The organism is bacterium (assembly GCA_021158245.1).
Lineage (GTDB): Bacteria > Zhuqueibacterota > QNDG01 > QNDG01 > QNDG01 > QNDG01.
Map to the genome: position 1 here is coordinate 1 of JAGGVB010000108.1, position 23,353 is coordinate 23,353.

Genomic DNA, 23,353 nt, shown 5'->3' on the forward strand with positions numbered 1-23,353 from the left:
GAGCCTCTTTATAAAACTGTCAGCATTTTATTTCTATGTGTTCATTTTCTTTACACCTTGATGAGTAAAAGGAGGCAGCATAAGGGAGCAAGTTTGTTAAGTTATAAAGTTCATCAAGTCATCAAGTCATAAAGTCCATAAAGTCATAAAGTTCGTAAAGTTATAAAGTTCATAAAGTTATAAAGTTCATAAAGTTATAAAGTTATAAAGTTCATAAAGTCATAAAGTTCATAAAGTTCATTAAGTTCATTAAGTTCATAAAGTTCGTTAAGTTATCCGGTTGAAAGGGGTGCGGTATTCCCATTTTCGAATGGGAGATTTTTCTGGTGCCGGTATGCATGTACTGCACTACAAAAGCCTGCCTTGACTTTGTAAACTTTGAGCAGTAAATTTAAAAAAGGACAAAAATTTAATTCAGGGTGACTGATGAACAGCATTGATATTATTATACTCGGTATTGTACTATTTTTTGGTATTAAGGGGTTTTTCAGAGGTATAATCATTGAAGTTTTCACTCTCGGGTCTCTTTTAATCGGATATTTTGCTGCAGTTCGTGAGATGAGTATTATGGCAGGAGTTTTAAAACATTACATCCATCTTCCTGACCTGTTAAGTAATGTTTTGGGGTTTTTAATAATTTATAGTATCATCATAATTTTATTAAGGTGGGTCGGCCTGGCTTTAAAACAGTTTTTCCGCTGGTCCTTTTTGGGCTGGCTTGACAGAGGAGGCGGTGTTTTATTCGGGGCATTCAAGGGCGCATTGATTGCAAGTTTGCTGCTGCTTCTGGAATCTGTCCTGCCGTTGGGAGATAGTTTACAAAAGGAACAAAAGGAATCCCGTTTTTTTGAACCGATAAGAGCGGTTGCACCCTGGGTTTTTAATACTTCAAAAGGATTGGTTCCCGGTGCAAAGGATTTTTACGACGAAATAAAAGAGGGGCTGGAAGAAAAATCCAAAAAAGTAATAGATGATATGATAAATTCAAAAATAAGCTCAATTGAGCAAGAGGTTAAAAAGCGTGTCGGAAACGAGTAACCATTTTTATCATGCTCTGGAATTTGATACTGTTCTTGAACGTGTTTCACAATTTGCCATTTCTGAACCGGGCAGGCAGAGTGTCCTAAGTCAAAAACCCTTTCTGCAAAAAGAAGATTTGTCAAGAGAACTTGCATCTATACAGGAGATGAAAGAACTGCTCCGGTTTGATGACCCTCTGCCTATTGTTAATTTTAATTTAATACCAGACATTATTGAAAAAGCCGGATTACCCGGCTCTTTTGTAGATGCAAACGCTTTGCTGAAAATTGCACGTGTACTGAAAATATCAAGAGAAGTAAGTGGTTATATAAATTTGCGAAGAGATAAATATCCTCGTTTAAATGCAATGACAGAGCATATTTCCAGTTTTGAAGAAATTGAAAAGGAGATTTCGTGGGCAATAGGGCCGGATGCTGATGTGCTGAGCAGGGCTTCCAATGAACTGGGAAGAATCCGGCGTGACATTGAGAGAGCGGAAGCCCGCGTAAAAAATCAACTTGAAAAGATAATGAAGGAGATGGCTTCAAAGGGATATACGCAGGAAGATTCACTTGCTGTTAAACAGGGGATTCTTGTAGTTCCGATGAAAGAGTCGTTCAGAGGTAGGCTTAAAGGGATAATTATTGATCAGTCCGCAAGCGGGCAAACGGTTTTTATGGAACCCTTTGAAGTGGCAGAACTTGAAAATCAGGTACGCAGATTAAGAATTGAAGAAAAAGACGAAATTGAAAAAATCCTCATCAGGCTGAGTGCAATGGTGCGGGAAGAAGCTTCTGCTATTCTCAATAACTATTATATTTTAACAGCAATTGATTCTATTTATGCAAGAGCGGGATTTTCAGACAAATATGATTGTGTCCCTGCTGTGATCAGCAAAAATGAAATAATTTTAAATAATGCTTATCATCCTCTTTTAATGATACGGAGAGGCAAACAGGATGTTGTGCCTCTTACAATAAGACTCGGGGAAGACTTGAAAACAGTTGTTGTGACAGGCCCGAATGCAGGCGGAAAAACAGTAGCTTTAAAAACAATAGGTGTACTCTCTTTAATGCACATGCACGGCCTGCACATACCCGCTTCTCTTGACAGTGCGCTTCCTATCTTCTCAGGATTATTTATAGACATAGGAGACGAACAGTCCATAGAGCAGGATTTGTCATCTTTTTCTTCACACATAGAAATTATTAAAAATATTGTGGAAAATGCGGACAGCAGAAGCCTTATACTTCTTGATGAAATAGGGTCTGCAACTGATCCTGCAGAAGGTTCTGCTCTTGCTGAGGTTTTACTTCGCTACTTTACTCTCAGGGGGAGTATAACAGTTGCAACCACACACATGGGGAGTTTAAAAGTTTTTGCGCAGCAGGAAGATGGCGTTGAAAACGGATCTATGGCTTTTAACAGAGAAACTCTTAATCCCACATATCAATTCCGTATGGGCATACCGGGCTCTTCTTATGCATTTGAAATTTCAGAAAGGCTTGGGCTGAAAAAAGAACTCATAGAAGATGCCAGAAAAATTGCAGGTACGGAACGGGGGCGGCTTGACAGGCTGATCCTCACAATGGAAGAGAAATATCAGAAAGCTGCCGAACTCCTGCAGGGCGCTGAAATTAAAGATTCAAGATTAAAAGGGCTGATAAAACTCTATGAAGACAAACTGGAAAAATTGAAAGAGGAGAGCGAACAGGAAAAGAAGAAAATAGTAATTGATGCTGAAGAGCTTCTGAAAGAAGCAAATGTTACTATTGAAAGACTTATAAAAAATATAAGGGAAGAAAAGGCGTCTACTGAGGTTATCAAAAAGGCGAAGAAGGAGCTTTCAGTACTCAAGACAAGAGTGAAAAAGCTCTCACCTGTAAAAAAGGGAGAAACACCTGTAATATCTTCAGGTGATTTTGTAAAATGGAAAGGCCATAAAGGCCGCGGAAAAGTTGAATCTGCAATTGATAATAAAGGAAGAGTCATTGTTCAGTGGGGAGACCTGCGCCTCAGAGTGGCTGCGTCAGAGCTTTCCGTGCTTGAACAGAATATGGAAACTGAAAAGAAATCTTCATCTGTAAAATATGCTATAAATGAAGTGGCTTCTGACGAAGTGGATTTAAGAGGAATGACATCATTGGAAGCTGTTCAGGTTGTTGATAATTTTCTCGGAGCAGCAGCTGTATCAGGTTTGGAGAGAGTAAGAATTATTCACGGCAAAGGAACAGGTGCTTTGAGGAATACAATTAACGATTATATGAAAAGCAGTACTCTTGTAAAGAGCTGGAGGCTTGGGAACTGGAAGGAAGGAGATACAGGCGTTACGATAGTTGAGCTGAAATGAAGATTCCCGAAGAAAAAATAGAAGAGATAAAGCAGGCAACTGATATAGTTGAACTTATCTCCCAATACGTAACTCTCAAGAGAAGAGGCAAGTCGTACGTCGGGCTCTGCCCTTTTCATACAGAGAAAACTCCCTCTTTTACAGTTGATCCAGTTAAGGGTTTTTATCACTGTTTCGGCTGCGGTGCAGGAGGAAATGTTTTTACATTTATAATGGAGACCGAGAAAATCAGCTTTCCCGAGGCAGTGACAACTCTTGCAAAAAAAGCAGGCATCATTCTTGAATTTGACAAAGAGGACGATCAGAAAGCAAAAAAGGCTGAAGTCCTTTACAGAACAAATGCCATTGCTGCTGAATTTTACAGGGACTGTCTGTTTAAAACCAATGGAGGCAAAAGAGCTCTTGACTATTTGGCCAAAAGAGATTTTAATGAGGAGATTATCCTTAAATTCGGTCTTGGTTATGCACCGCTCCGCTGGGACGGCCTTATTCTGAAAGCAAAAAAAGAGAGCATTCCTCTTGAACACCTTTTTGATACCGGCCTTGTAACAAAATCTAAAAATGGAGAAAGATTTTACGACAGATTCAGGGGCAGGATAATGTTTCCCATACATTCTCCTTCGGGAAGAGTTGTGGGATTCGGAGGCAGAATAATTGAAAAAACTGCTAACGAGCCAAAGTACCTTAACTCTCCGGAAACAATAGTGTACAGGAAAAGCAAAATTCTGTACGGCCTTTATCATGCAAAAGAAGGTATAAGAAAAGAAGACAGGATAATAGTTGTTGAAGGTTATACTGATGTAATGCGTATGTTTCAAAAGGGATTTGAAAATACTGTGTCAAGTTCCGGAACTGCTTTTACACAGGATCAGGCTCAGATAATCAGGCGTTATACTCTAAATGTTACACTGCTCTATGACGGAGATTCTGCCGGGCTTAAAGCAGCACTCAGAGGTGCGGACATACTTTTAAAATCTGATATTGATGTTTCAATTGTACCCCTGCCAAAAGGAAGTGATCCCGATTCGTTTTTAAGAGAGCACGGAAGCGAAGCCATGGCAGACAAACTTGATAAATCAATGACCTTTTTCGATTTTTATCTTGACAGGTTACAAAAAGAGGGGCGTCTTGAAACACCAAAACAGAGGAGCCGCGCTGTAGGCAGCCTGCTTGATAAATTTGCACCTCTTCTGGAATATAAAGAGAGAATGCTTTTAATAAAAGATCTGTCGGATAAATTCGGCATTGATGAAAAGTTTTTTTACCGAAAGTACCTGTACAGCGGGAACAGAAAAGACTCGCCTGTTGAAGAGGATGATAGGAGATTCTCCCTGAAAAGAACAGCAGAAGAGGGCATTTTGAAATCAATGCTGTTCGGGTCGAAAAGAGTCAGGGAAAATATTATTAATTTTCTGAATCCTGATGAACTGGAAAATGATGATATAAAAAAGCTTTTCATTATGGTAAAGGACAGGATAAAAGATCGCCGGAAGTTCACCCCTGAAACAATCCTTGATTCAGTATCAACAAACTCACCGGAAACAGCTTTGGTGACAGGTTTGATTATAGAGTCCGAGAAGCAGGAAGAAATTACATTCCAGTATGCACTTGACTGCCTGCTGAAAATAAAAGAGCTTAAAAGAAAAGAGAAAATTGAGATAATCAGGCAGAAGATTCTTGATGCTCAGTCAAAGAAAAAACCTGCCCGGGATCTGTTGAGAGAGTTCAATACTCTGAAAAATGAAATCCAAAAAGATAAAGAAAAGATAATAAAAATATGGTTCCCGGAAGAATCGGGGGATGATGTTGATGGATAGTTTAAAGAATTAAGAAAAAGGGCCCCCTCTTGATGACGAGAAGGCCCTTTTGTTAGTAGAAGAGAGAAGGAGGGAGTTATTTTAATTCTGTCTTTCGGTTTTTTTTGTAAGACATTGATTTAACGACACAATCATTAAAAAGATCCGATTTTATTTTAATTATACTGATAAAATTTATTTTTGTACCATTTCTAAATCCGCATTATTGAATATGGTTCCTGAGCAGGGGAATTTTCGTAAGTACTTGAATTAAAAAGCAGATAGAATTTATTTATAAGTTTTATTAATAATTCAAATGATTGGCAAAGACATTATTAAAAATTTTTATTTTGATGTCAAGGAATTTTTATTACCTTACAGTCCGTTCATAATAAGTTTGTTTAAGTTGTAACCCATAAGGAGCTGTGGCAGTTATGACTGAGTTTAAAAAGTTTGATAAAAAGAAAAAGGAATGGGAAGATAGTATCTTAAAGCCGGCTCTTGATAAATTCCCTGAACGTAAAAAAGAATTTACAACAGGGTCATGGCTTCCGGCAGACAGAGTAGCAACACCCCGCCCTTTTTCAGAAGATGAGTACATTGAAAAACTGGGATTTCCCGGTGATTATCCGTACACCAGGGGCGTTCAGCCCACCATGTACAGAGGACGGCTGTGGACAATGCGTCAATACGCAGGGTTCGGCACAGCTGAAGAATCAAATCAGCGGTACAAATATCTTTTAGATCAGGGGCAGACAGGGTTATCAGTTGCTTTTGATCTTCCGACTCAGATCGGGTATGATTCCGACGATGAGTATTCTGTAGGCGAAGTAGGCAAGGTCGGTGTTGCGATTGATACGTTAAAGGATATGGAGACTCTCTTTGACGGGATTCCTCTTGATAAAGTATCCACATCAATGACAATAAACGCGCCGGCATCTGTTTTGCTGGCATTTTATATTGCAGTCGGAGAAAAACAGGGCGTAAACAGAGAGCAGCTCAGAGGAACCATACAGAATGACATTCTGAAAGAGTACATTGCGCGGGGCACTTATATTTTTCCGCCGAAACCTTCCCTTCGTCTTATAACAAATATTTTTGAATTCTGCTCAAAAGAAGTGCCGAGATGGAATACAATAAGTATTTCCGGTTACCACATAAGGGAGGCCGGATCTACTGCTGCACAGGAAGTGGCATTTACAATTGCTGATGGAATTGAGTATGTAAGAGCTGCAATTGATACTGGCCTTGATGTGGATAAATTTGCCGGAAGGCTGTCCTTCTTTTTTAATTCTTACAATGATCTTCTTGAAGAAGTAGCGAAATTCAGAGCTGCACGAAGGATCTGGGCGAAGGTTATGAAGGAGAAATTCGGTGCGAAATCTGATAAATCAATGCGTCTCAGATTTCACACTCAGACAGGCGGGTCCACACTTACAGCTCAGCAGCCTGACAACAATATTGTCCGTGTTGCAATTCAGACACTTGCTGCTGTTCTCGGCGGAACCCAAAGCCTGCACACAAATTCAAGAGACGAGGCTCTGGGCCTGCCTACTGAGGAGGCAGTAAGAATTGCTCTCCGAACCCAGCAGATTGTGGCTCATGAATCAGGTGTTGCAAATAGTATTGATCCTTTGGCAGGTTCCTATTATGTTGAGTCTCTTACAGACAAGATAGAACAGCAGGTGTGGGAGTATCTTGACAAAATAGAAAATATCGGGGGTATGGTTCAGGCTATTGAAGCGGGATTTATACAGCAGGAGATTCAGGACGCTGCGTACAGGTATCAGCAGGAAATTGAAAAGGGCGACAGAATAGTTGTGGGAGTAAATCAATTTGTAATTGAAGAACAGGGCCCGAAAGATATCCTCAAAGTTGATCCGAGATTGAGAAAAGTGCAGATGGAAAAACTATCGGAAGTAAAGAACAACCGTGACAATTCTTCTGTTAAAGAAAAACTTAACGCTCTTCAAAAAGGTGCGCAGGATTCTGAAGTGAATCTCATGCCTCTGATTGTTGATGCTGCAAGAGAGTATGCTTCTCTCGGAGAGATATGCGGAGTTCTGAGAGAAGAGTTCGGAGAATATAAAGAATCAATTGTTCTGTAGAGGATTCTATGACGAAAAAGATAAGAGTACTTATAGCAAAGCCCGGGCTTGACGGACACGACAGAGGCGCAAAATATGTGGCGCGTGCACTCAAAGATTCCGGGTATGAAGTTATCTATACAGGAATACGCCAGACACCGAAGTCCATTGCGCAGACTGCTGTGCAGGAGGATGTGGATTTTGTGGGTTTAAGTTTACTTTCCGGAGCACATAATGAACTTTTTCCTGCTGTTGTGGACGAGCTCAGGAAAAATGATGCTGATGACATAATAGTATTCGGAGGGGGAGTCATACCTCAGGACGACATCCCCTTTTTAAAGGAAAAAGGTGTTAAAGCGGTGTTTACACCCGGCACACCAATAAAAGACGTTATCGATTTTATAGAGAAAAACCGGGAGCGTGTTTAACAATGAATCTTCCGGGCCTGGTACGCAAAGGAAAAATGCGGAGTATTGCCCGTGCTTTAAGCCTTATTGAAAACAACGAGCAGGGCAAAGAAGAGCTTATTGACAAACTTCACTCATATTGCGGAAATGCAGTTGTTTGGGGCGTCACAGGCCCTCCCGGTGCCGGGAAAAGCAGCCTTGTAGATCATATTATAACAAAATTGAGACAGGATAATAAGAAAGTCGGAGTAATTGCCGTTGACCCCAGCTCTCCGTTTTCCGGAGGTGCAATTCTGGGGGACAGAGTCAGGATGCAGTCCCACTCCACAGACAATGGGGTGTTTATAAGGTCCATGGCATCAAGGGGCCATCTCGGCGGTGTTGCGGAAACTACCGGAGATGCTGTTAAAGTTCTGGATGCTGCAGGTTATGATGTGATTATTCTGGAAACCATAGGTGTAGGCCAGACAGAAATTGATGTTATGCGTATAGCAGATATCATACTTCTTGTTATGGTTCCGGGGCTTGGAGATGAAATTCAGGCTTTAAAAGCAGGCGTTATGGAGATAGGCGATATCTTTATTGTAAACAAAAGCGATAAACCCGGAGCTGAAAAAGTAAAAGCGGAGATAGAGTACATTCTTTCCCTGAAATATGCATCAAACCCCGAAGAGAAAAATCCGGTTGTAATGACTTCTGCAGCAGACGGTACCGGAATAGATGAGCTGATGCAGACCGTGAAAACCTTTAATGCGGACATTTCTGCAAATGGAGTTCTATCAGAGCGGAGAAAAAAGCGAATAGAGTTTGAATTAAAAAAAATACTTACACGTAAAGTTGAGGAAGCAGTACATTACAATCTTAATGTTAAAAACAGAATTCATGAGTGGGTTAATGATATCTATAATAAAAAAGTGCCTCCTTATGGATTAATAAACAAACAGGCAGAACGTATTTTAAAGGAGCATACAAACTGATGATTTCAAAAATTAACCACATTGGTATTGCTGTCAGGTCTCTTGATAATGCAGTCCCTCTATATAGAGATGTCTTTAAATTTCAATACCTCGGAACCGAAGAAGTGGCGGATCAGAAAGTACGCGTTGCAATGTTCAGAATAGGGGAAGTGAAAATTGAGCTGTTGGAGCCTCTGTCAGAAGACAGCCCTATTGCTGTGTTCATAGAAAAAAGCGGCGAAGGTATTCATCACATTGCATATCAGACAGATGACATAAAAGAGGAAATAAAAGATTTTGTTTCCCGCGGCCTTAAAATGATAAATCAGGAACCGCGAAAAGGCGCGCATGAAACTGAAATTGCATTTGTACACCCGAAATCCACGGGAAGAATTTTGACTGAACTATGCCAGATCAAAGGAGAGACCCATGAGTAGGGAGAGAAAGATTCTTGATTTAAAAGCCCGTCAGGATATGGCAAAATTGGGAGGCGGCAAAGTAGCTATTGAAAAGCAGCACAAAAAAGGAAAACTTACTGCGAGGGAAAGAATAGAGCTTTTACTGGACAAAGACAGCTTTGAAGAGATCGATATGTTCAGAATAAACACCGGAGATGCCTTCGGTGTTTCTGATAAACAGATTTACGGCGACGGAATCATTACAGGATACGGAAGTATTCACGGCCGGCTTGTTTTTGTGTTCTCCTATGATTTTACAGTTTACGGCGGTTCCCTGTCACAGGTAGTTGCTGAAAAAGTTGTTAAAGTACAGGAACTTGCTGCAAAAGTAGGAGCTCCTATTATAGGGATTAATGATTCCGGAGGAGCGAGAATTCAGGAAGGCGTTGATTCTCTTGCCGGATATACAAGTATATTTTTAAGAAATGTTCTTCAGTCAGGAGTCATTCCGCAGATAAGTGCAATGGTAGGGCCTGCAGCAGGCGGTGCTGTTTATTCTCCTGCAATTATGGATTTTATATTTATGGTCAGGAAAACATCTTTCATGTTTCTCACAGGCCCTAAAATTGTAAAAACAGTTACTCACGAAGATGTTACTGCAGATCAGCTTGGCGGTGCAGATGTTCATGCAACAAAGAGCGGTATTACTCACTTTACATATGATGACGAGAAATCTCTGTTTGAGGGAATAAGAGAACTGATGACCTTTTTGCCTCAGAACAATACTGAAGAACCTCCTGTCAAAGAAACCGATGATTCCTGGGACAGGTCTGACGAGAATTTAAATTACATTGTTCCTGAAAATCCTCAAAAACCCTATGATATGAAAGAAGTAGTTAATTCCGTACTGGATGAGAACTACTTTTTTGAAGTACAGGAGCTCTATGCCCGGAACGTAATTGTCGGATTCGGCCGCATGAACGGAAGAGTGGTGGGAATAGTTGCAAACCAGCCCAAGGTTATTGCAGGAGTTCTGGACAGCAATGCCTCAACCAAATCAGCGAGATTTATAAGGTTCTGTGACTGCTACAATATTCCTGTTATTACTTTTGAAGATGTCCCTGGTTTTATGCCCGGAACAATTGAAGAGCACAATGGAATCATAAGGCACGGAGCAAAGATGCTCTACGCGTATGCAGAAGCAACAGTACCGAAAATTACTGTTATCACGAGAAAGGCGTATGGAGGTGCATTCTGCGTTATGAACTCAAAGCATCTCAGAGGTGATGTTGTTTATGCCTGGCCTACTGCAGAGATTGCAGTTATGGGGCCTCAGGGCGCAAGTGAGATAATTTTTAAGAAAGAGATTACCGCTGCGGAAGATCCCACTAAAAAACTTGCAGAAAAGGTTGAGGAGTATAAAGATAAATTTGCAAATCCCTATGTGGCAGCAGGCAAGGGTATTGTTGATGAGGTAATTGAACCTAAAATCACACGTTTCAAATTAATCAAGGCTCTTGAAATGCTGCAGAACAAGAGGGACGAAAATCCGCCTAAAAAACATGGAAACATTCCTTTGTAAGGAGGATATATAATGTTTGATAATGTAGCCCAGAATAACGGTTTGGTTATTGCACTTATAGGGATTACAGTTGTTTTTGTAGGTCTGGTTCTTATAGCGGTTATCATCTCCCTGTTTAACCGGGTATTTGAAAAAATAAGTGCAAAAGAGGATAAAGAAACGCAGGACAGTCACACAGGATTTGTTCTCCGCACTCCGAGGATAAAATTCGGCGGCAGGAAAATACCGGAAGACGAGCTTGTGGCGCTGACAGTTGCGCTTGAAATATTTCGTAAACTTCATATAGAGCAGTATCCGAACAAAATTACTTTTGCCCGGGGTACAAGCTTTTCTCCGTGGAAGACAGGTTTCAGATACGGACAGAGGTTGAATGTAAACAGAGGTACAAAATGAATGAAAAAGAGATAGTCCTTGAAATTCAAGGCAAAGAGTATAAAGTAATGATTGAAGAGTTTACTGCTGATAGTGCAAGTGTGCGTGTAAACGGAAACAAATATTCGGTTTCAATTAAAGATTTGGGTATTGAACAGGCAGCAGGAATCAAACCCGAGGCAGGGCCTGCCCGGAAACAGCCTCCGAGAGTAGAAGTAGGGCAGAAGAAAAAAACTCAGATGCAGAAACCCAAGGCTATTCCGAAAGATAATGCAATCCTGTCTCCGCTGCCGGGGCAGCTTTTAAAGCTGTTTGTTCAGGAAGGTGATTTTATTGAGGTCGGGCAAAGAGTGTGTGTACTTGAGGCAATGAAGATGGAAAATGAAGTTAACTCTACAGTCAGCGGTGTTATAATTGATATAAAATATAATGAAGGCGATACGATTAATCAGGGTGATATTCTGTTTCTTGTCAAACCTCCGGAGAACTAAAAATGGACGTACTGTTAAATGTAATACAAACAACAGGTTTTGCAAATATAACAATCGGCAATATTATTATGCTTGCAGTAGGATGTATAGCAATCTATCTTGCAATTGTTAAAGAATACGAGCCTCTTTTGCTTATCCCCATAGGATTCGGAATTATTGCAGGAAATATTCCTGCGATTGCTACTTTGCCAATAGGTGTCTACGATACTGTTAAAAACGGATACACTCAGAACAGTGTATTCAGCCTTATCTACTACGGTGTGACTTCCGGAATTTTTCCGCCATTAATCTTTTTAGGCATAGGAGCGCTTACTGATTTTTCAACTCTTATTTCCAATCCAAAAGCAGTTCTTCTCGGAGCAGCAGCCCAGCTTGGCATATTTGCAACTTATCTCGGAGCACTGGTTCTTGGTTTTACCAATTTGGAAGCAGCGTCAATCGGGATTATTGGCGGAGCTGACGGGCCTACTTCAATTTTTATCTCTTCACAGCTGGCGCCTCACTTACTCGGGCCCATAGCAATTGCAGCCTATTCCTATATGGCTCTTGTCCCTATAATTCAGCCTCCTATAATGAGGTTTCTTACAACAAGAAAAGAGCGAATAATCAGGATGAAGCCCCCGAGAATGGTATCAAAAAAGGAGAAGATACTTTTCCCTATAATTGTTACGATAATGTCAGCTTTGATAGCTCCGGGCTCTTTATCCCTTGTAGGTATGCTTATGCTTGGAAATCTTTTAAAAGAGAGCGGAGTGACAGGCAGGCTTGCAAAAACAGCCGGATCAGCACTGCTTGACATTTGTACAATTCTGCTCTCCTTTGCAGTAGGTGCGTCTACTCAGGCAACAAGGATTGTTGATGGTGTCAATATGGGATTTTTAACTCCAAAATCTATTGGAATTTTTGTCCTTGGTTTATTATCTTTCATGATAGCAACTTTTGGCGGTATTCTTTTTGCAAAGTTTATGAATTTGTTTTTAAAGGAGAAATTAAATCCTCTCATAGGTGCATCAGGAGTATCTGCAGTTCCAGACTCTGCGAGAGTTGTTCATAACTTTGCCTTAAAGTACGATAAGGATAACCATCTTTTGATGCATGCCATGGCTTCAAATGTGTCGGGAGTTATAGGTTCCGCCATTGCTGCCGGAGTGTTTATAGGGATTTTCAAATAGTTTTTTTAAAGAGCAGGTTGTTTAATTATGACATTAAAGCGGTGCTATCCAAGAAGTAGTATCTATCGTAAACTATAAATGCCATTACAGGCTGATTTCGATAAAAGGCATGAATTTTTTTGGACAATCACTCTTTCAGTAATATCATTTATGAGATTGTAAAAGCAAAGGCACTCTCTTTGGAAAAGAGTTTGAATCATCCTCTTGTAAGTACTAACGGCGTTGTAAGGCCTACACGTGTTGAAGTAAATCTCGATACCATAAAAGGAAATTACTTTGCAGTAAAAAGATATGTGGGCAAGGCAAGTGTAATGGCAATTTTAAAAGCCAATGCCTACGGCCACGGACTTGTCCGAATAGCACAGTTGATGGAAAGTATCGGAAGCGATTACCTTGGAGTTGCAGTGCTGGAAGAAGGCCTGCTTTTAAGGGAAAAGGGCATTCACATTCCGATTTTAGTGCTGGGCGGCATTCTTGGTAATCAAGTCCCCCATTTTATTAAAAATGATCTTACCATTACAGCTTCTTCTATTGATAAACTTCTAATAATTGAAAGTGTCGCAGGCAAGCTGGGGACAAAAGCCAAAGTGCATCTTAAAATAGATACGGGAATGGAGCGGATAGGAGTTCATTATTACAATGCGGAAAATTTTATAAAAGCAGCTTATGAATGCGGGAACATAGAGGTTGAAGGAATTTTTTCACATTTTGCAAATTCCGATTCTGCAGATCTTTCCCATGCAGAGTTGCAGATATCGAGATTCAGAGAAGTTCTTGATCTCTTTAAAAAAAACGGATTACAGAAACCGCGTTTTGTACACATGGCAAATTCCGGTGCTATTCTGCAGATTCCCGATTCTCTTTTTAATATGGTGCGGCCCGGTATAGTTCTCTACGGTGTTTATCCCTCTGCTGATGTTAAAAAAACAGTGAGGGTTGAACCTGCACTTTCATGGAAATCCCGGGTTGTATATTTTAAAGTTGTTCTGCCCGGTCATCCTGTAGGTTACGGGTCAACGTGGAAGGCAGAAAAGCCTGTACGTGCTGTAACAGTTCCTGCAGGATATGGTGACGGTTACATGCGTAGCATGTCCGGGAAGGCAAAAGTTATTATCAGGGGCAGACAATATCCTGTTATAGGAACTATATCAATGGATCAGATTGTAGTTAATATTGGTAATGACAGCGCTTTTAATGATGATGAAGTTATACTCATCGGCAATAGCGGGAGTTCTGTAATAAGAAGTGAGGATCTTGCCGAATGGGCAAATACGATTCCGTATGAGATATTGACAAATATAAATACAAGGGTGCCGAGGGTTTATTTGGGCGGGGATGATTGACAAAATCATATAAAGACCTCAGAGATGTACGGCCAGACGTACAGCCGTACGTCTCTACCCCATCAATATAAAACCTGTTGATTTTTCCGTAAAAAATATTAAATTATAAAGACCTTATATGTTCATTCTATCTGCTCCTTAATAATTGGATATGTTGACAGGATCGCAGGAATTCTATCAGGAAAAATTTTACAGGTTTTATTCTGATATAACGGATAATTTATGGATTTAATTAAAAAAAAGTGCGGGTTGATTATAAATCCCATAGCAGGTATGGGCGGGCCTGTGGGACTCAAAGGAACTGATGGAGAGGAGATACTGAAAAAAGCTGTTGAGCTTGGTGCTGTGCCAAGAGCGCAGAAAAGAGCAGGGGAAGCGTTGTCAAAATTAAGAAAGCTGAAAGAAAATATAGAAGTAATTGCAGGGCCCGGGCCTATGGGCGAGGATGCAGCAAGAGAGCAGGGATTTTCGGTTATTGCGGCAGGCAGTATAACAAAAGACAAAACAACAGCAGAAGATACAAAGAAAATAGCCGAGCAGATGCAGAAAATGGGTGTTGAAATTATCCTTTTTGCAGGCGGCGATGGCACTGCAAGGGACATATATGAAGCTGTAGGAACAGAACAAGTATGTCTTGGTATCCCGTCAGGTGTAAAAATTCATTCGGCTGTATATGCAGTAAACCCGGAAGCAGCAGGAGAAATTGCCGTGCAGTATCTTGAATCAAAGATAAAAAACTGTACGGAAGCAGAGGTTATGGATATTGACGAAGGCGCATTACGTCAGGAAATCATTAACACAAAGCTTTATGGATATTTAAAAGTCCCGGCAGAGCAGACAGGCCTGCAGAGGCTTAAAAAAGGATCTTTGTCATCTGAAGAGCATATTCACCAGGCAATAGCACATGATATAATTGAAACGATTTCTGACGATTATTATTATATTATCGGAGCAGGTACTACGCTGCGGCCGATAATGGAAATTTTCAATCTTGAGTTTTCCCTTTTGGGAGTTGATATCTTTTATCAGGGAAGGCTTGTATTAAAAGACGGCAGAGAATCTGAAATCAAAAAAATAATTAAGGGCAGGAGGTGTAAACTCATTATCACGCCTGTAGGCGGCCAGGGCTATATTTTCGGGAGAGGGAATTTACAGCTCAGCCCGGATGTCATAAGGCGTGTTGGCAAGGAAAATGTTGTTATTGCTGCAACAGGCAGAAAGCTTCAGGGCTTGAAGGGAAGGCCTCTTCTCTCTGATACGGGAGACAGAGATACTGACAAATATCTTGAAGGATTTTACAGGATTGTGACCGGCTATCATGAAAGTACCATTTACAAAGTGATTAGCTGATTTTTATTCGGATTTACACTTAGCAATCTGCTGAATGTATGCTTTTCAGCCGATTGAAATGATTGATATGTTACAGAAAGAATTAAATTTTATCAGAATTTTCCAATGAAGTACAGATCTGAATTTGTTAATATGCTGAAAATATGTGAGTTAGATTAATAGCACGTTCTTGTATTTTTCGGCAGAATTTATTGTTTAAAAATATTTTTCCAATAGTTAAGGATTAGAATGATTGTTGCAGCTTAATAAGGTTTGTCAGGAAGTATGAATTTTTCAAAAATACTGCATGTACATTCAGAAGGAGAATAATTATGTTTGATGCGGGAACTTATATCGAAAGAAGGAAAAAATTAACAGAGGATCTGAGTTCGGGAATAGTGGTTTTATTTGGCAATGAAGAAAGCCCGATGAATTACGAGGACAACCAGTACAGATTCCGCCAGGACAGTACGTTTCTCTACTTTTTCGGACTTTCCTATCCGGGGCTTTATGCTGTTATTGACATTGATGAAGGCCGTACAACAATATTCGGTGATGAACTGACAGTTGATGATATTGTATGGATGGGTACTCAACCGACAATTAAAGAGAAGAGCCTGAAAGTAGGTGTTGACAAAACAGCGCCGGTACAGGATTTCTATTCCTGTATTTCGGAAAACAGAGAGAAAGGAAGAAAAATTCATTATCTCCCGCCATACAGGGCGGAGCACTTCCTTAAACTATCCCGGCTTACTATGCTGCCTCCTGAAAAAATTAAAAGCGGAGCTTCCGTAGAATTGATAAAAGCAGTTGTTGCACAGCGCAATTACAAGTCTTCCGAGGAGATAGAGGAAATTGAGAAAGCTGTAAATATCTCTGCTGATATGCATCTTGCAGCTTACAGAATGGCCAGGCCGGGTATTACAGAAGCGGAAGTAGCTGCAGAAGTATACAGAACAGCCCTGTCTGCCGGAGGAGATCTCTCTTTTCCGATAATTGCGACTATTCACGGAGAGACTCTGCATAACCATTTTCATGGTAATGTACTTAAAGAAGGGGATATTTTTCTTCTTGATGCAGGAGCTGAAACAGAGATGGGTTATGCAGGAGATCTTTCGAGCACAATGCCCGTAAGTAAAAAATTTACTGAAAAGCAGAAAGAAATTTATCAGATTACAGTAGATGCCCATGAGGCTGCTGCTGCAATGCTTCGCCCGGGAATCAGATTTAAAGACGTTCATCTTAAAGCATGTAAGACCATTGCCCAGGGAATGAAAGACCTTGGATTTATGAAAGGCGATATTGAAGAAGCAGTAGCACAGGGAGCGCACGCCTTGTTTTTCCCATGCGGCACAGGACATATGGTGGGCCTTGATGTGCACGATATGGAAAATCTCGGAGAAAAGTATGTAGGTTACAAGGGAGAGGAAAAGAGCACTCAGTTTGGTTTAAAATCTTTGCGCCTTGCAAGAGAACTTGAACCGGGATTTGTGCTCACAATTGAGCCGGGTATTTACTTTATTCCCGAACTTATAGATAAGTGGAAGGCAGAAAACAGGTTTAGGGATTTTGTAAATTATGATAAAGTTGAATCCTATAAAAATTTCGGCGGTATGAGAAACGAAGAGGATTTTTTAATTACGGACCAGGGTGCGCGCCTTCTCGGCAAGGAGATCCCCAAAAGAATCCATGACGTAGAAGCGGTCCGCAGTTTGTAAATTCTTCATTTAATCAGGGAGAATCTGTGTACTCCATAGATTTTTATAAAAAGCTTTCTTTAAAAAAAGTCAAGCTGGAGACAGGCATGTTTCTCATTGAGGGAGAAAGGGCCGTATCTCAAATATGTGTTTCTTATCCTGATGCTGTCGCGGAAATTGCCTGCACTGAAATCTACGCAGATAAATACATGGAGTTTCCGCAGAAAATTGTGGACGAAAATCAATTTAAGAAATTCAGCAGCGTAAAGACTCCCCAGGGCATAGCTGCAATTATCAGGATTCCTCAGGGAGTCTACAATTCAAAGCTGCCTGTTAATCCAGGGGAGAGAATTCTGCTTCTTGACAGTGTTCAGGATCCGGGAAATACAGGTACGCTTATCAGGTCTGCTGCTGCATTCGGTTTTGACGGAGTTGTACTTTCAGACAAATGCGCTGACCCGTTTTCATCAAAAGTAGTACAATCCACAGCAGGTTCGATTTTAAGCCTTTGGATAAGAAAAACACGGGATTATCTTTCTCTATGTGTAAAACTTAAAACCGATGGCTTTAAGTTTGCAAGTGCAGACCAGAGAGGCGCTGAGCCTCCGGATGTTTTAAAGGATATATGTCCCTTTGTCCTTGCCTTGGGTAATGAGGCATCGGGGCTCTCCTCCGGTATTAGAAACATAACAGATGTGTTTATCGGAATTTCGATGGATTCTTCAAGAGTGGAGTCTTTAAATGTTGCTGTAAGCGGAGCGATTTGCATGTATTCTGCATATAGAAAATAATATAAGAGGAATGGCATAATAAAGAACTATGTACAGCAGGAGAAGGTTTGATGATTTCAGGCAGAACGGAAAAAGAACAGGATATAATAGAAGCTATTTATAATGAAGGTCAGGGGCATGTGTTTCGTTTTTGGGATGAATTGTCTGATCAGGATAAAACAGAGCTTATAAATCAATTGTCAGGAATTGATTTTAATTTGATTAAAAACCTGCACAGAGATTTTGTCGGCAGTCCTGAAGAGAGCAATAAAAATTACAATCTGGAACCTGCTGAAATAATTTCCATACCGAGAACAGACAAGCAGAAAAAAGCTGAGGAAGAAGCAAGATTAACAGGGGAAAAGGCGCTTGCCGACGGCCGCGCAGCTGCATTTCTTGTTGCAGGAGGCCAGGGTACAAGGCTTGGTTTTAACGGGCCGAAGGGATGTTTCCCCATAGCACCTGTAACAGGAAAGACTCTGTTTGAAGTTCACGCAGATAAAATACTGGCAGCAGCAGAAAAGTATAATGTCATTATTCCATGGTATATTATGACAAGTGAGGCAAATCACGATGCAACTGTAAGTTATTTTGAAGAAAACGGATTTCTCGGTTTTAATAAAAAAGATGTGATGTTTTTCAAACAGGAGATGCTTCCTGCTGTTGATAAAAACGGCAGGCTGATTCTTGATTCAAAAGCTCATGTTTTTATGAGCCCAAACGGGCACGGCGGATCGTTTCCCGCTCTGTTTAAAAGCGGTGCGCTTGATGACATGGAGAAAAGATCAATTGATATAATATCATACTTTCAGATTGATAACGTACTGGTAACAATTATAGACCCGGTTTTTATTGGGTACCATATTAAACAAAAGGCAGAGATGTCCTCCAAAATGGTAGAAAAAGCATTCCCCGAAGAAAAGGTGGGAGTGTTCGGAAGAGTAGACAATAGGCTCGTAGTTGTTGAATACAGCGACCTGAGCAGGAATGATATGTATGCGGTAAATCAGGACGGATCTTTAAAATACGGAGCAGGCAGCATTGCTATTCACCTGATAAACAGGGATTTTGTCCGCCACAATATGCAGGAAGGAATGACTCTTCCCTTTCATGTTGCTCATAAAAAAGTTCCCTATGTTGATGAAAAAGGGGCTCGAATAGTTCCAGATGAACCTAACGGATATAAATTCGAGACTTTTGTTTTTGATGCACTGTCAAGAACAACATCATCAGTGATCATGGAAGTAGCAAGAGAGGATGAATTCAGCCCTGTTAAAAACAGAGAAGGAGAGGATTCGGCTGAAACCGCTAAAAGGGATATGTCAAATTTCTTCGGTGCCTGGTTTGAGAAAACAGGAGTATCTGTACCGAGAGACGCAGGCGGGAATGTTAAAACTGCTATTGAAATCAGCCCGTTTTTTGCAGCAGATGAAAAAGAATTTAAAGGTAAGAGTGTTTCTGAAATTGATTTTTCCAGGCCTGTTTATTTCGGCCCTGAAAACAGGAGACAATTATAAATGATGAATACAATTGATAATTTATTCAGAGACCCTGTATTCGTAAAGGTCTTTATGACATTATCAGCATTTGTTTTTATAGGGGCGTTTGTGGCATTTTTCAGACGGCTTCTTACAGTGCTTTCAGTAGCAGATGAAAGAAAGTCGAGATACAAGCGCCTGATAAGCATTACAGCGGCTATTGTCTTTGTAATAATTTTCCTGAGAGTCTGGATATATCCGCTTCTTATGTCTCTGTTTAGCCCAAGTATATCAGGAAAAGTTTTAAGTTCTATTTTTCTCTTCCTTGTGGTCAGCATTGCAGCTTTTTTTGCAGGCAGGCTTCTTATCCCGAGGGAAATGGAATCGGAGAAAAAGAATCAGTATCAAAAATTAATTAATGCTGCTTTCCTTGCCCTGTATCTGATTTTTATGGTACAAGTCTGGTCTGATGTTCAGATTTTCAGGGATACAATTGTACGGCGTATAATTTCCTCGGTAGTATCTTTTACTATTATTTATATTATTTTCGTTTTTGTCAGGAAGTTTATTAATTCTCTGAAAATTGATATTGCAAAGCGGCATGTTTATCGTAAACGTGCAACATATACAACTACACTTATATATCTGCTTTTACTTATTCCGATATGGGCAGGATCCACAAAGCAGTGGGCAACTGTTTTTTCAGTTACCGGCGCAGGTGTTGCTCTTGCTCTGCGGGATGTTCTGTTGAACCTTGCAGGCTGGGTGTACATTGTTTTCCGCAGGCCGTACCGTGAAGGCGACCGTATAGAAATGGACACAATAAAAGGTGATGTCATTGATATACAGCTTTTCCAGACAACACTGCTTGAGATCGGCAACTGGGTCGGAGGCGATCAGAGTACCGGCCGGATGATACAGTTACCTAACGGAAAAATATTTCAGATGCCGCTTTTTAACTACACAAAGGGCTTTGAATATATATGGGATGAAGTTTCCATTCTTGTTACATTTGAGAGCGACTGGCATAAAGCGGAAGAGATGCTTTTAAAAGCAGGGGATGAAGTAAGCCGTGATATTCAGTATCAGGTAAAGAGTAAAATCAGAAGGCTGGAGAGTAAATATCTTATCTATTATACTACATTCACGCCGATTGTTTACATTGATATTAAAGAGAGCGGCGTACAGCTTACGCTTCGTTTTCTGACAGAAACAAAGAAACGGAGATCATGGGAGAACATCATCAGCCGTAAAATCATGGAAGATATAAATTCATTAACTGATGTTGCATTGGCTTACCCTACTGTACGTGTGTACAAAAGCGGAGAAAACAGTTCGGATAATAAATGAGAAAAGTCAAGTTGAAAAAAACAGTAAAATCTGCTGTCAAGGTTTCTGCAGTACTTGCAGGTTTTATTTTTTTCATCCTGCTTTTATTGTGGGCTGCATTAAACCACATTGAAGGCAAGGCGCAAAAGATGCTCTCTTCTTCTCTAAAAGGCAGCGTTGAAATAAAAGATATATATTTCAAATATCCCTTTAAACTGACAGTAACAGATTTTTCCATGGATTTGGAAGATGGAACTTTTTTTGCATCGAAAAGACTTTATGCAGACCTTGATGTTCTGTCTCTCCTGAAAAGAAAAATTAAAATTAACAGCTTTTCTCTGGATTCTCCTGTTTTCCGTGCAGGACACGGCATTGATGGAAATTCAGGAGAAAAAACAGACAGTACAGAAAAGCAGAACAAAGAAGATCCGAAACCTATGCCCTTTTCTCTGGATATTTCCGATGTAAGAATTTCATCTGCCGGCCTGACATTCCCTTTGAAAAATAGAGGAGAGAGTTTTAAGATTAAAGGCCTGAGTTTAATTATTAAAAGCAGCAATTTTAACAGAAAACAGAAGAATATACTTAAAGGCATAACTGTGCAAGCAATTTTGTCCTCTGATTCCGGTAATATTGAGTACATAACAAAAGAAAAGAGCCGTACCTTAAATTTTAACAGTAAAATCAGCCTCAATTTGCAGAGTGAAGGAAAATGGGATGCAGATGCGAGAATAGAAGTAAAACCCGGTTCTGATACTCCGGGAATTTCATTATCACTATCAGCAGGATGCAGCAGTTCGGTTGACACTCTCCTGCTCAGGGATTTTTCTGTGGCAATAGGAAATAGACGGATTATCTCTTCAGCAGGTTTAATGTATTTTCCTTTTACGGACAGCTCGGGCTTTTCCGTTAGATTTTCAGGGGACAGAGTAAACCTTGCAGAAATAGCCAGAGTTGCAGGATTTTTTACTGCTGATTCAGCTATGGAAATTTCCGGAAAATTATTGCCTGTTAAAGGAAGAGTTTATGGTAATTTTAAAGAACCGCAGGGTTATATTTCCATTGCTGCTGAAGCTTTGCAAATAATTTCAGACAGCCTTGAAATAGAGTGCAAAAAAGCAGGAGCTATGTTCCGCTCAGGAATAGAATCCGAATCATCAGGCATAAAGGGCGGAATTCGGCTGTTTGCAGATAATTTCGGGATTTATTCGGAAGATTCAACTTTGTTTGATATGTATAAGGGCGTTTTCAGTATAGATGCTGCTTTTAATGATAGTTTAATTCCGGTATATGCCGAACTTGCCGGAAGAGTGGATTCCGTATTCGGAGGGCACATATTCCTGTCAGGCAGCTACGAGAGAGAAAACAGTGCAGATAGTTTTAGTGCTGCATTTAAAATATCCGTAGATTCGGTTGATGCCTGCCTGGTTCCGGGGAACAAAGAAAATTACAGAGGAATTCTTTCAGCAGATATATCAGCAGAAGCAGAGAGTGCAGACAGGATAACTGCTTCAGTAAAATTATCCGGCCGTAAAATTCAAATAGCATCAGGCCGGGATTATCTAACCCTGCCTGACATTTCATCATGTATGAAGTTCCGTGCTGAAAGGGATGCAGGAAAAATCTGGCATATTAAAAACGGCCTTTTTACAGCAGGAGAGTTCATTGAAATTCCTTTTACAGGCGGTTTTGATCCTGCCAAATCCTTTTTTCGGTTTTCTGCAAATAGAGGTGTAATTAAAACTGAGGCAATAAGGAACCTGTGGCAAAATACAAAGGGAATAGATTATATCCCGGTTAAGATACAGGGGGATCCGGAATTTAATCTTAAATTCGTTTTCATTCCGGGAGATAACCCATATTACAAGGGCTCTGCAGATTTAACTTTGTCTGATATGGATTTTTCCATGCCCGCGGATTCAATAGATTTTTCAGGTATTAACGCAAATATTTCTTTAAATCTTAATCAGGATGCTGCATCTTTTACAGGAGCGCTTGGTTTTGATTCCCTGAATGCACCGAACATAAGGCCTCAGGCTTTCGGTATGTCAGAGATTAAATTTAAGGGAACAAGAGAAGAGAGCGGCAGAGTAAAGATCGATTCTCTGACCCTGAAATTTGACAGGGGGTTAATTAACGGCGGCCTGTCCGGTTTTATGGAAGAGAAATCAGCAGCATGCACAGGGGCTTTTTTCTGGAGGGCAGACTCTTTTGAGAACAGCATGTCCCGGGTTTCGGGCAGAGGAAGGGCAGACCTTGGATTCAGTATCATAATGACAGGCGATACAATTTCTGTGAAGGGATTAAGCACAGCTGATTCTGTGTTTTTAAAAGCAGGGACTTCTGTTGCTCTGGAAAACCTCAGTATGAGGGTTCCCTTTAATTTTCATGTCTCCTCAGAAGGGTCGTTTTATACAGAAGATAAATCCGGCTTTTCCATGCTGTCAAATACAGGGGATTATTTTTTACAGCGCACAGTTTATAAAAGCCTGTATTCTGAAATTGGGACCATACACGCAGACAGAATAAGTATAAACCGGTTTACAATAGATAAACCTGATATTGACATCGTGATAAAAAACGGTACTGTTACAATGCCTTTTTTCGGCGCTTTTCTGATGGGGGGAAGTGTCGGAGGGTATGCGCAGGTTAATGCTGATAATTTTAAGGAGGGCGGAGTTAAGTATCTGTTTAACTGCCAGTTTTCTAATATAGATGCCAACTATATTGCAGGGCCGGGAAAGGGGGAGAAGACAGTTGTCAATGCCACAGCCTC

The 23,353-nt window shown here is 40.4% G+C and carries 18 protein-coding genes; all 18 read left to right on the forward strand.

The window, feature by feature from the left end:
• The first annotated feature begins 426 nt into the window (after nt 1-426).
• A complete protein-coding gene (locus tag J7K93_06275; GenBank protein ID MCD6116601.1) occupies nt 427-1,038 on the forward strand; it encodes a CvpA family protein in 612 nt (203 codons plus the stop codon).
• A complete protein-coding gene (locus J7K93_06280; protein ID MCD6116602.1) occupies nt 1,022-3,370 on the forward strand; it encodes an endonuclease MutS2 in 2,349 nt (782 codons plus the stop codon). The genes J7K93_06275 and J7K93_06280 overlap by 17 nt, the downstream gene beginning before the upstream one ends.
• Nucleotides 3,367-5,187, forward strand: coding sequence for a DNA primase (locus J7K93_06285; protein ID MCD6116603.1), 1,821 nt, complete (start codon nt 3,367-3,369; stop codon nt 5,185-5,187). Before J7K93_06280 ends, J7K93_06285 begins: the two co-directional genes overlap by 4 nt.
• Nucleotides 5,188-5,600: 413 nt before the next feature.
• Nucleotides 5,601-7,274, forward strand: a complete 1,674-nt coding sequence (locus tag J7K93_06290) for a methylmalonyl-CoA mutase family protein (GenBank protein ID MCD6116604.1) — start codon at nt 5,601-5,603, stop codon at nt 7,272-7,274.
• A gap of 8 nt (nt 7,275-7,282) precedes the next feature.
• Nucleotides 7,283-7,681 carry a cobalamin B12-binding domain-containing protein gene (locus J7K93_06295; GenBank protein MCD6116605.1) on the forward strand — a complete coding sequence of 133 codons (399 nt, stop codon included), beginning with the start codon at nt 7,283-7,285 and terminating at the stop codon, nt 7,679-7,681.
• Nucleotides 7,682-7,683: 2 nt separating this feature from the next.
• A complete protein-coding gene (meaB, locus tag J7K93_06300; GenBank protein ID MCD6116606.1) occupies nt 7,684-8,637 on the forward strand; it encodes a methylmalonyl Co-A mutase-associated GTPase MeaB in 954 nt (317 codons plus the stop codon).
• Entirely contained in the window at nt 8,637-9,053 is a 417-nt protein-coding gene (gene mce / locus J7K93_06305; GenBank protein MCD6116607.1) for a methylmalonyl-CoA epimerase, read from the forward strand. Before meaB ends, mce begins: the two co-directional genes overlap by 1 nt.
• Nucleotides 9,046-10,596, forward strand: a complete 1,551-nt coding sequence (locus tag J7K93_06310; protein ID MCD6116608.1) for an acyl-CoA carboxylase subunit beta — start codon at nt 9,046-9,048, stop codon at nt 10,594-10,596. Before mce ends, J7K93_06310 begins: the two co-directional genes overlap by 8 nt.
• Nucleotides 10,597-10,608: 12 nt before the next feature.
• Nucleotides 10,609-10,989, forward strand: a complete 381-nt coding sequence (locus J7K93_06315) for an OadG family protein (protein ID MCD6116609.1) — start codon at nt 10,609-10,611, stop codon at nt 10,987-10,989.
• Nucleotides 10,986-11,459 (forward strand): hypothetical protein, encoded by a 474-nt coding sequence (locus tag J7K93_06320; GenBank protein MCD6116610.1) that lies wholly within the window; start codon nt 10,986-10,988, stop codon nt 11,457-11,459. The genes J7K93_06315 and J7K93_06320 overlap by 4 nt, the downstream gene beginning before the upstream one ends.
• A 2-nt stretch (nt 11,460-11,461) precedes the next feature.
• On the forward strand, nt 11,462-12,631 hold the full coding sequence (locus tag J7K93_06325; protein ID MCD6116611.1) for a sodium ion-translocating decarboxylase subunit beta: 1,170 nt from the start codon (nt 11,462-11,464) through the stop codon (nt 12,629-12,631).
• Between the two features lie 119 nt (nt 12,632-12,750).
• Nucleotides 12,751-13,974 (forward strand): alanine racemase, encoded by a 1,224-nt coding sequence (gene alr / locus J7K93_06330; GenBank protein ID MCD6116612.1) that lies wholly within the window; start codon nt 12,751-12,753, stop codon nt 13,972-13,974.
• 222 nt (nt 13,975-14,196) lie between these two features.
• Entirely contained in the window at nt 14,197-15,324 is a 1,128-nt protein-coding gene (locus J7K93_06335) for an ATP-NAD kinase family protein (GenBank protein ID MCD6116613.1), read from the forward strand.
• Between the two features lie 311 nt (nt 15,325-15,635).
• Nucleotides 15,636-17,021 carry an aminopeptidase P family protein gene (locus J7K93_06340; GenBank protein MCD6116614.1) on the forward strand — a complete coding sequence of 462 codons (1,386 nt, stop codon included), beginning with the start codon at nt 15,636-15,638 and terminating at the stop codon, nt 17,019-17,021.
• Between the two features lie 26 nt (nt 17,022-17,047).
• Nucleotides 17,048-17,791 carry an RNA methyltransferase gene (locus J7K93_06345; GenBank protein MCD6116615.1) on the forward strand — a complete coding sequence of 248 codons (744 nt, stop codon included), beginning with the start codon at nt 17,048-17,050 and terminating at the stop codon, nt 17,789-17,791.
• Nucleotides 17,792-17,841: 50 nt separating this feature from the next.
• Nucleotides 17,842-19,287 (forward strand): UDPGP type 1 family protein, encoded by a 1,446-nt coding sequence (locus J7K93_06350; protein ID MCD6116616.1) that lies wholly within the window; start codon nt 17,842-17,844, stop codon nt 19,285-19,287.
• Nucleotides 19,288-20,598, forward strand: coding sequence for a mechanosensitive ion channel (locus J7K93_06355; protein ID MCD6116617.1), 1,311 nt, complete (start codon nt 19,288-19,290; stop codon nt 20,596-20,598).
• Nucleotides 20,595-23,353 (forward strand): hypothetical protein (locus J7K93_06360; GenBank protein MCD6116618.1); only part of this gene is annotated, 2,759 nt, incomplete at its 3' end. The genes J7K93_06355 and J7K93_06360, both read left to right, overlap by 4 nt.

Coding starts and splice junctions, on each gene's coding strand:
- J7K93_06275 (MCD6116601.1), top strand. CDS start 427: ATGAACAGCATTGATATTATTATACTCGGTATTGTACTATTTTTTGGT.
- J7K93_06285 (MCD6116603.1), top strand. CDS start 3,367: ATGAAGATTCCCGAAGAAAAAATAGAAGAGATAAAGCAGGCAACTGAT.
- J7K93_06290 (MCD6116604.1), top strand. CDS start 5,601: ATGACTGAGTTTAAAAAGTTTGATAAAAAGAAAAAGGAATGGGAAGAT.
- J7K93_06295 (MCD6116605.1), top strand. CDS start 7,283: ATGACGAAAAAGATAAGAGTACTTATAGCAAAGCCCGGGCTTGACGGA.
- meaB (MCD6116606.1), top strand. CDS start 7,684: ATGAATCTTCCGGGCCTGGTACGCAAAGGAAAAATGCGGAGTATTGCC.
- mce (MCD6116607.1), top strand. CDS start 8,637: ATGATTTCAAAAATTAACCACATTGGTATTGCTGTCAGGTCTCTTGAT.
- J7K93_06310 (MCD6116608.1), top strand. CDS start 9,046: ATGAGTAGGGAGAGAAAGATTCTTGATTTAAAAGCCCGTCAGGATATG.
- J7K93_06315 (MCD6116609.1), top strand. CDS start 10,609: ATGTTTGATAATGTAGCCCAGAATAACGGTTTGGTTATTGCACTTATA.
- J7K93_06320 (MCD6116610.1), top strand. CDS start 10,986: ATGAATGAAAAAGAGATAGTCCTTGAAATTCAAGGCAAAGAGTATAAA.
- J7K93_06325 (MCD6116611.1), top strand. CDS start 11,462: ATGGACGTACTGTTAAATGTAATACAAACAACAGGTTTTGCAAATATA.
- J7K93_06335 (MCD6116613.1), top strand. CDS start 14,197: ATGGATTTAATTAAAAAAAAGTGCGGGTTGATTATAAATCCCATAGCA.
- J7K93_06340 (MCD6116614.1), top strand. CDS start 15,636: ATGTTTGATGCGGGAACTTATATCGAAAGAAGGAAAAAATTAACAGAG.
- J7K93_06350 (MCD6116616.1), top strand. CDS start 17,842: ATGATTTCAGGCAGAACGGAAAAAGAACAGGATATAATAGAAGCTATT.
- J7K93_06355 (MCD6116617.1), top strand. CDS start 19,288: ATGATGAATACAATTGATAATTTATTCAGAGACCCTGTATTCGTAAAG.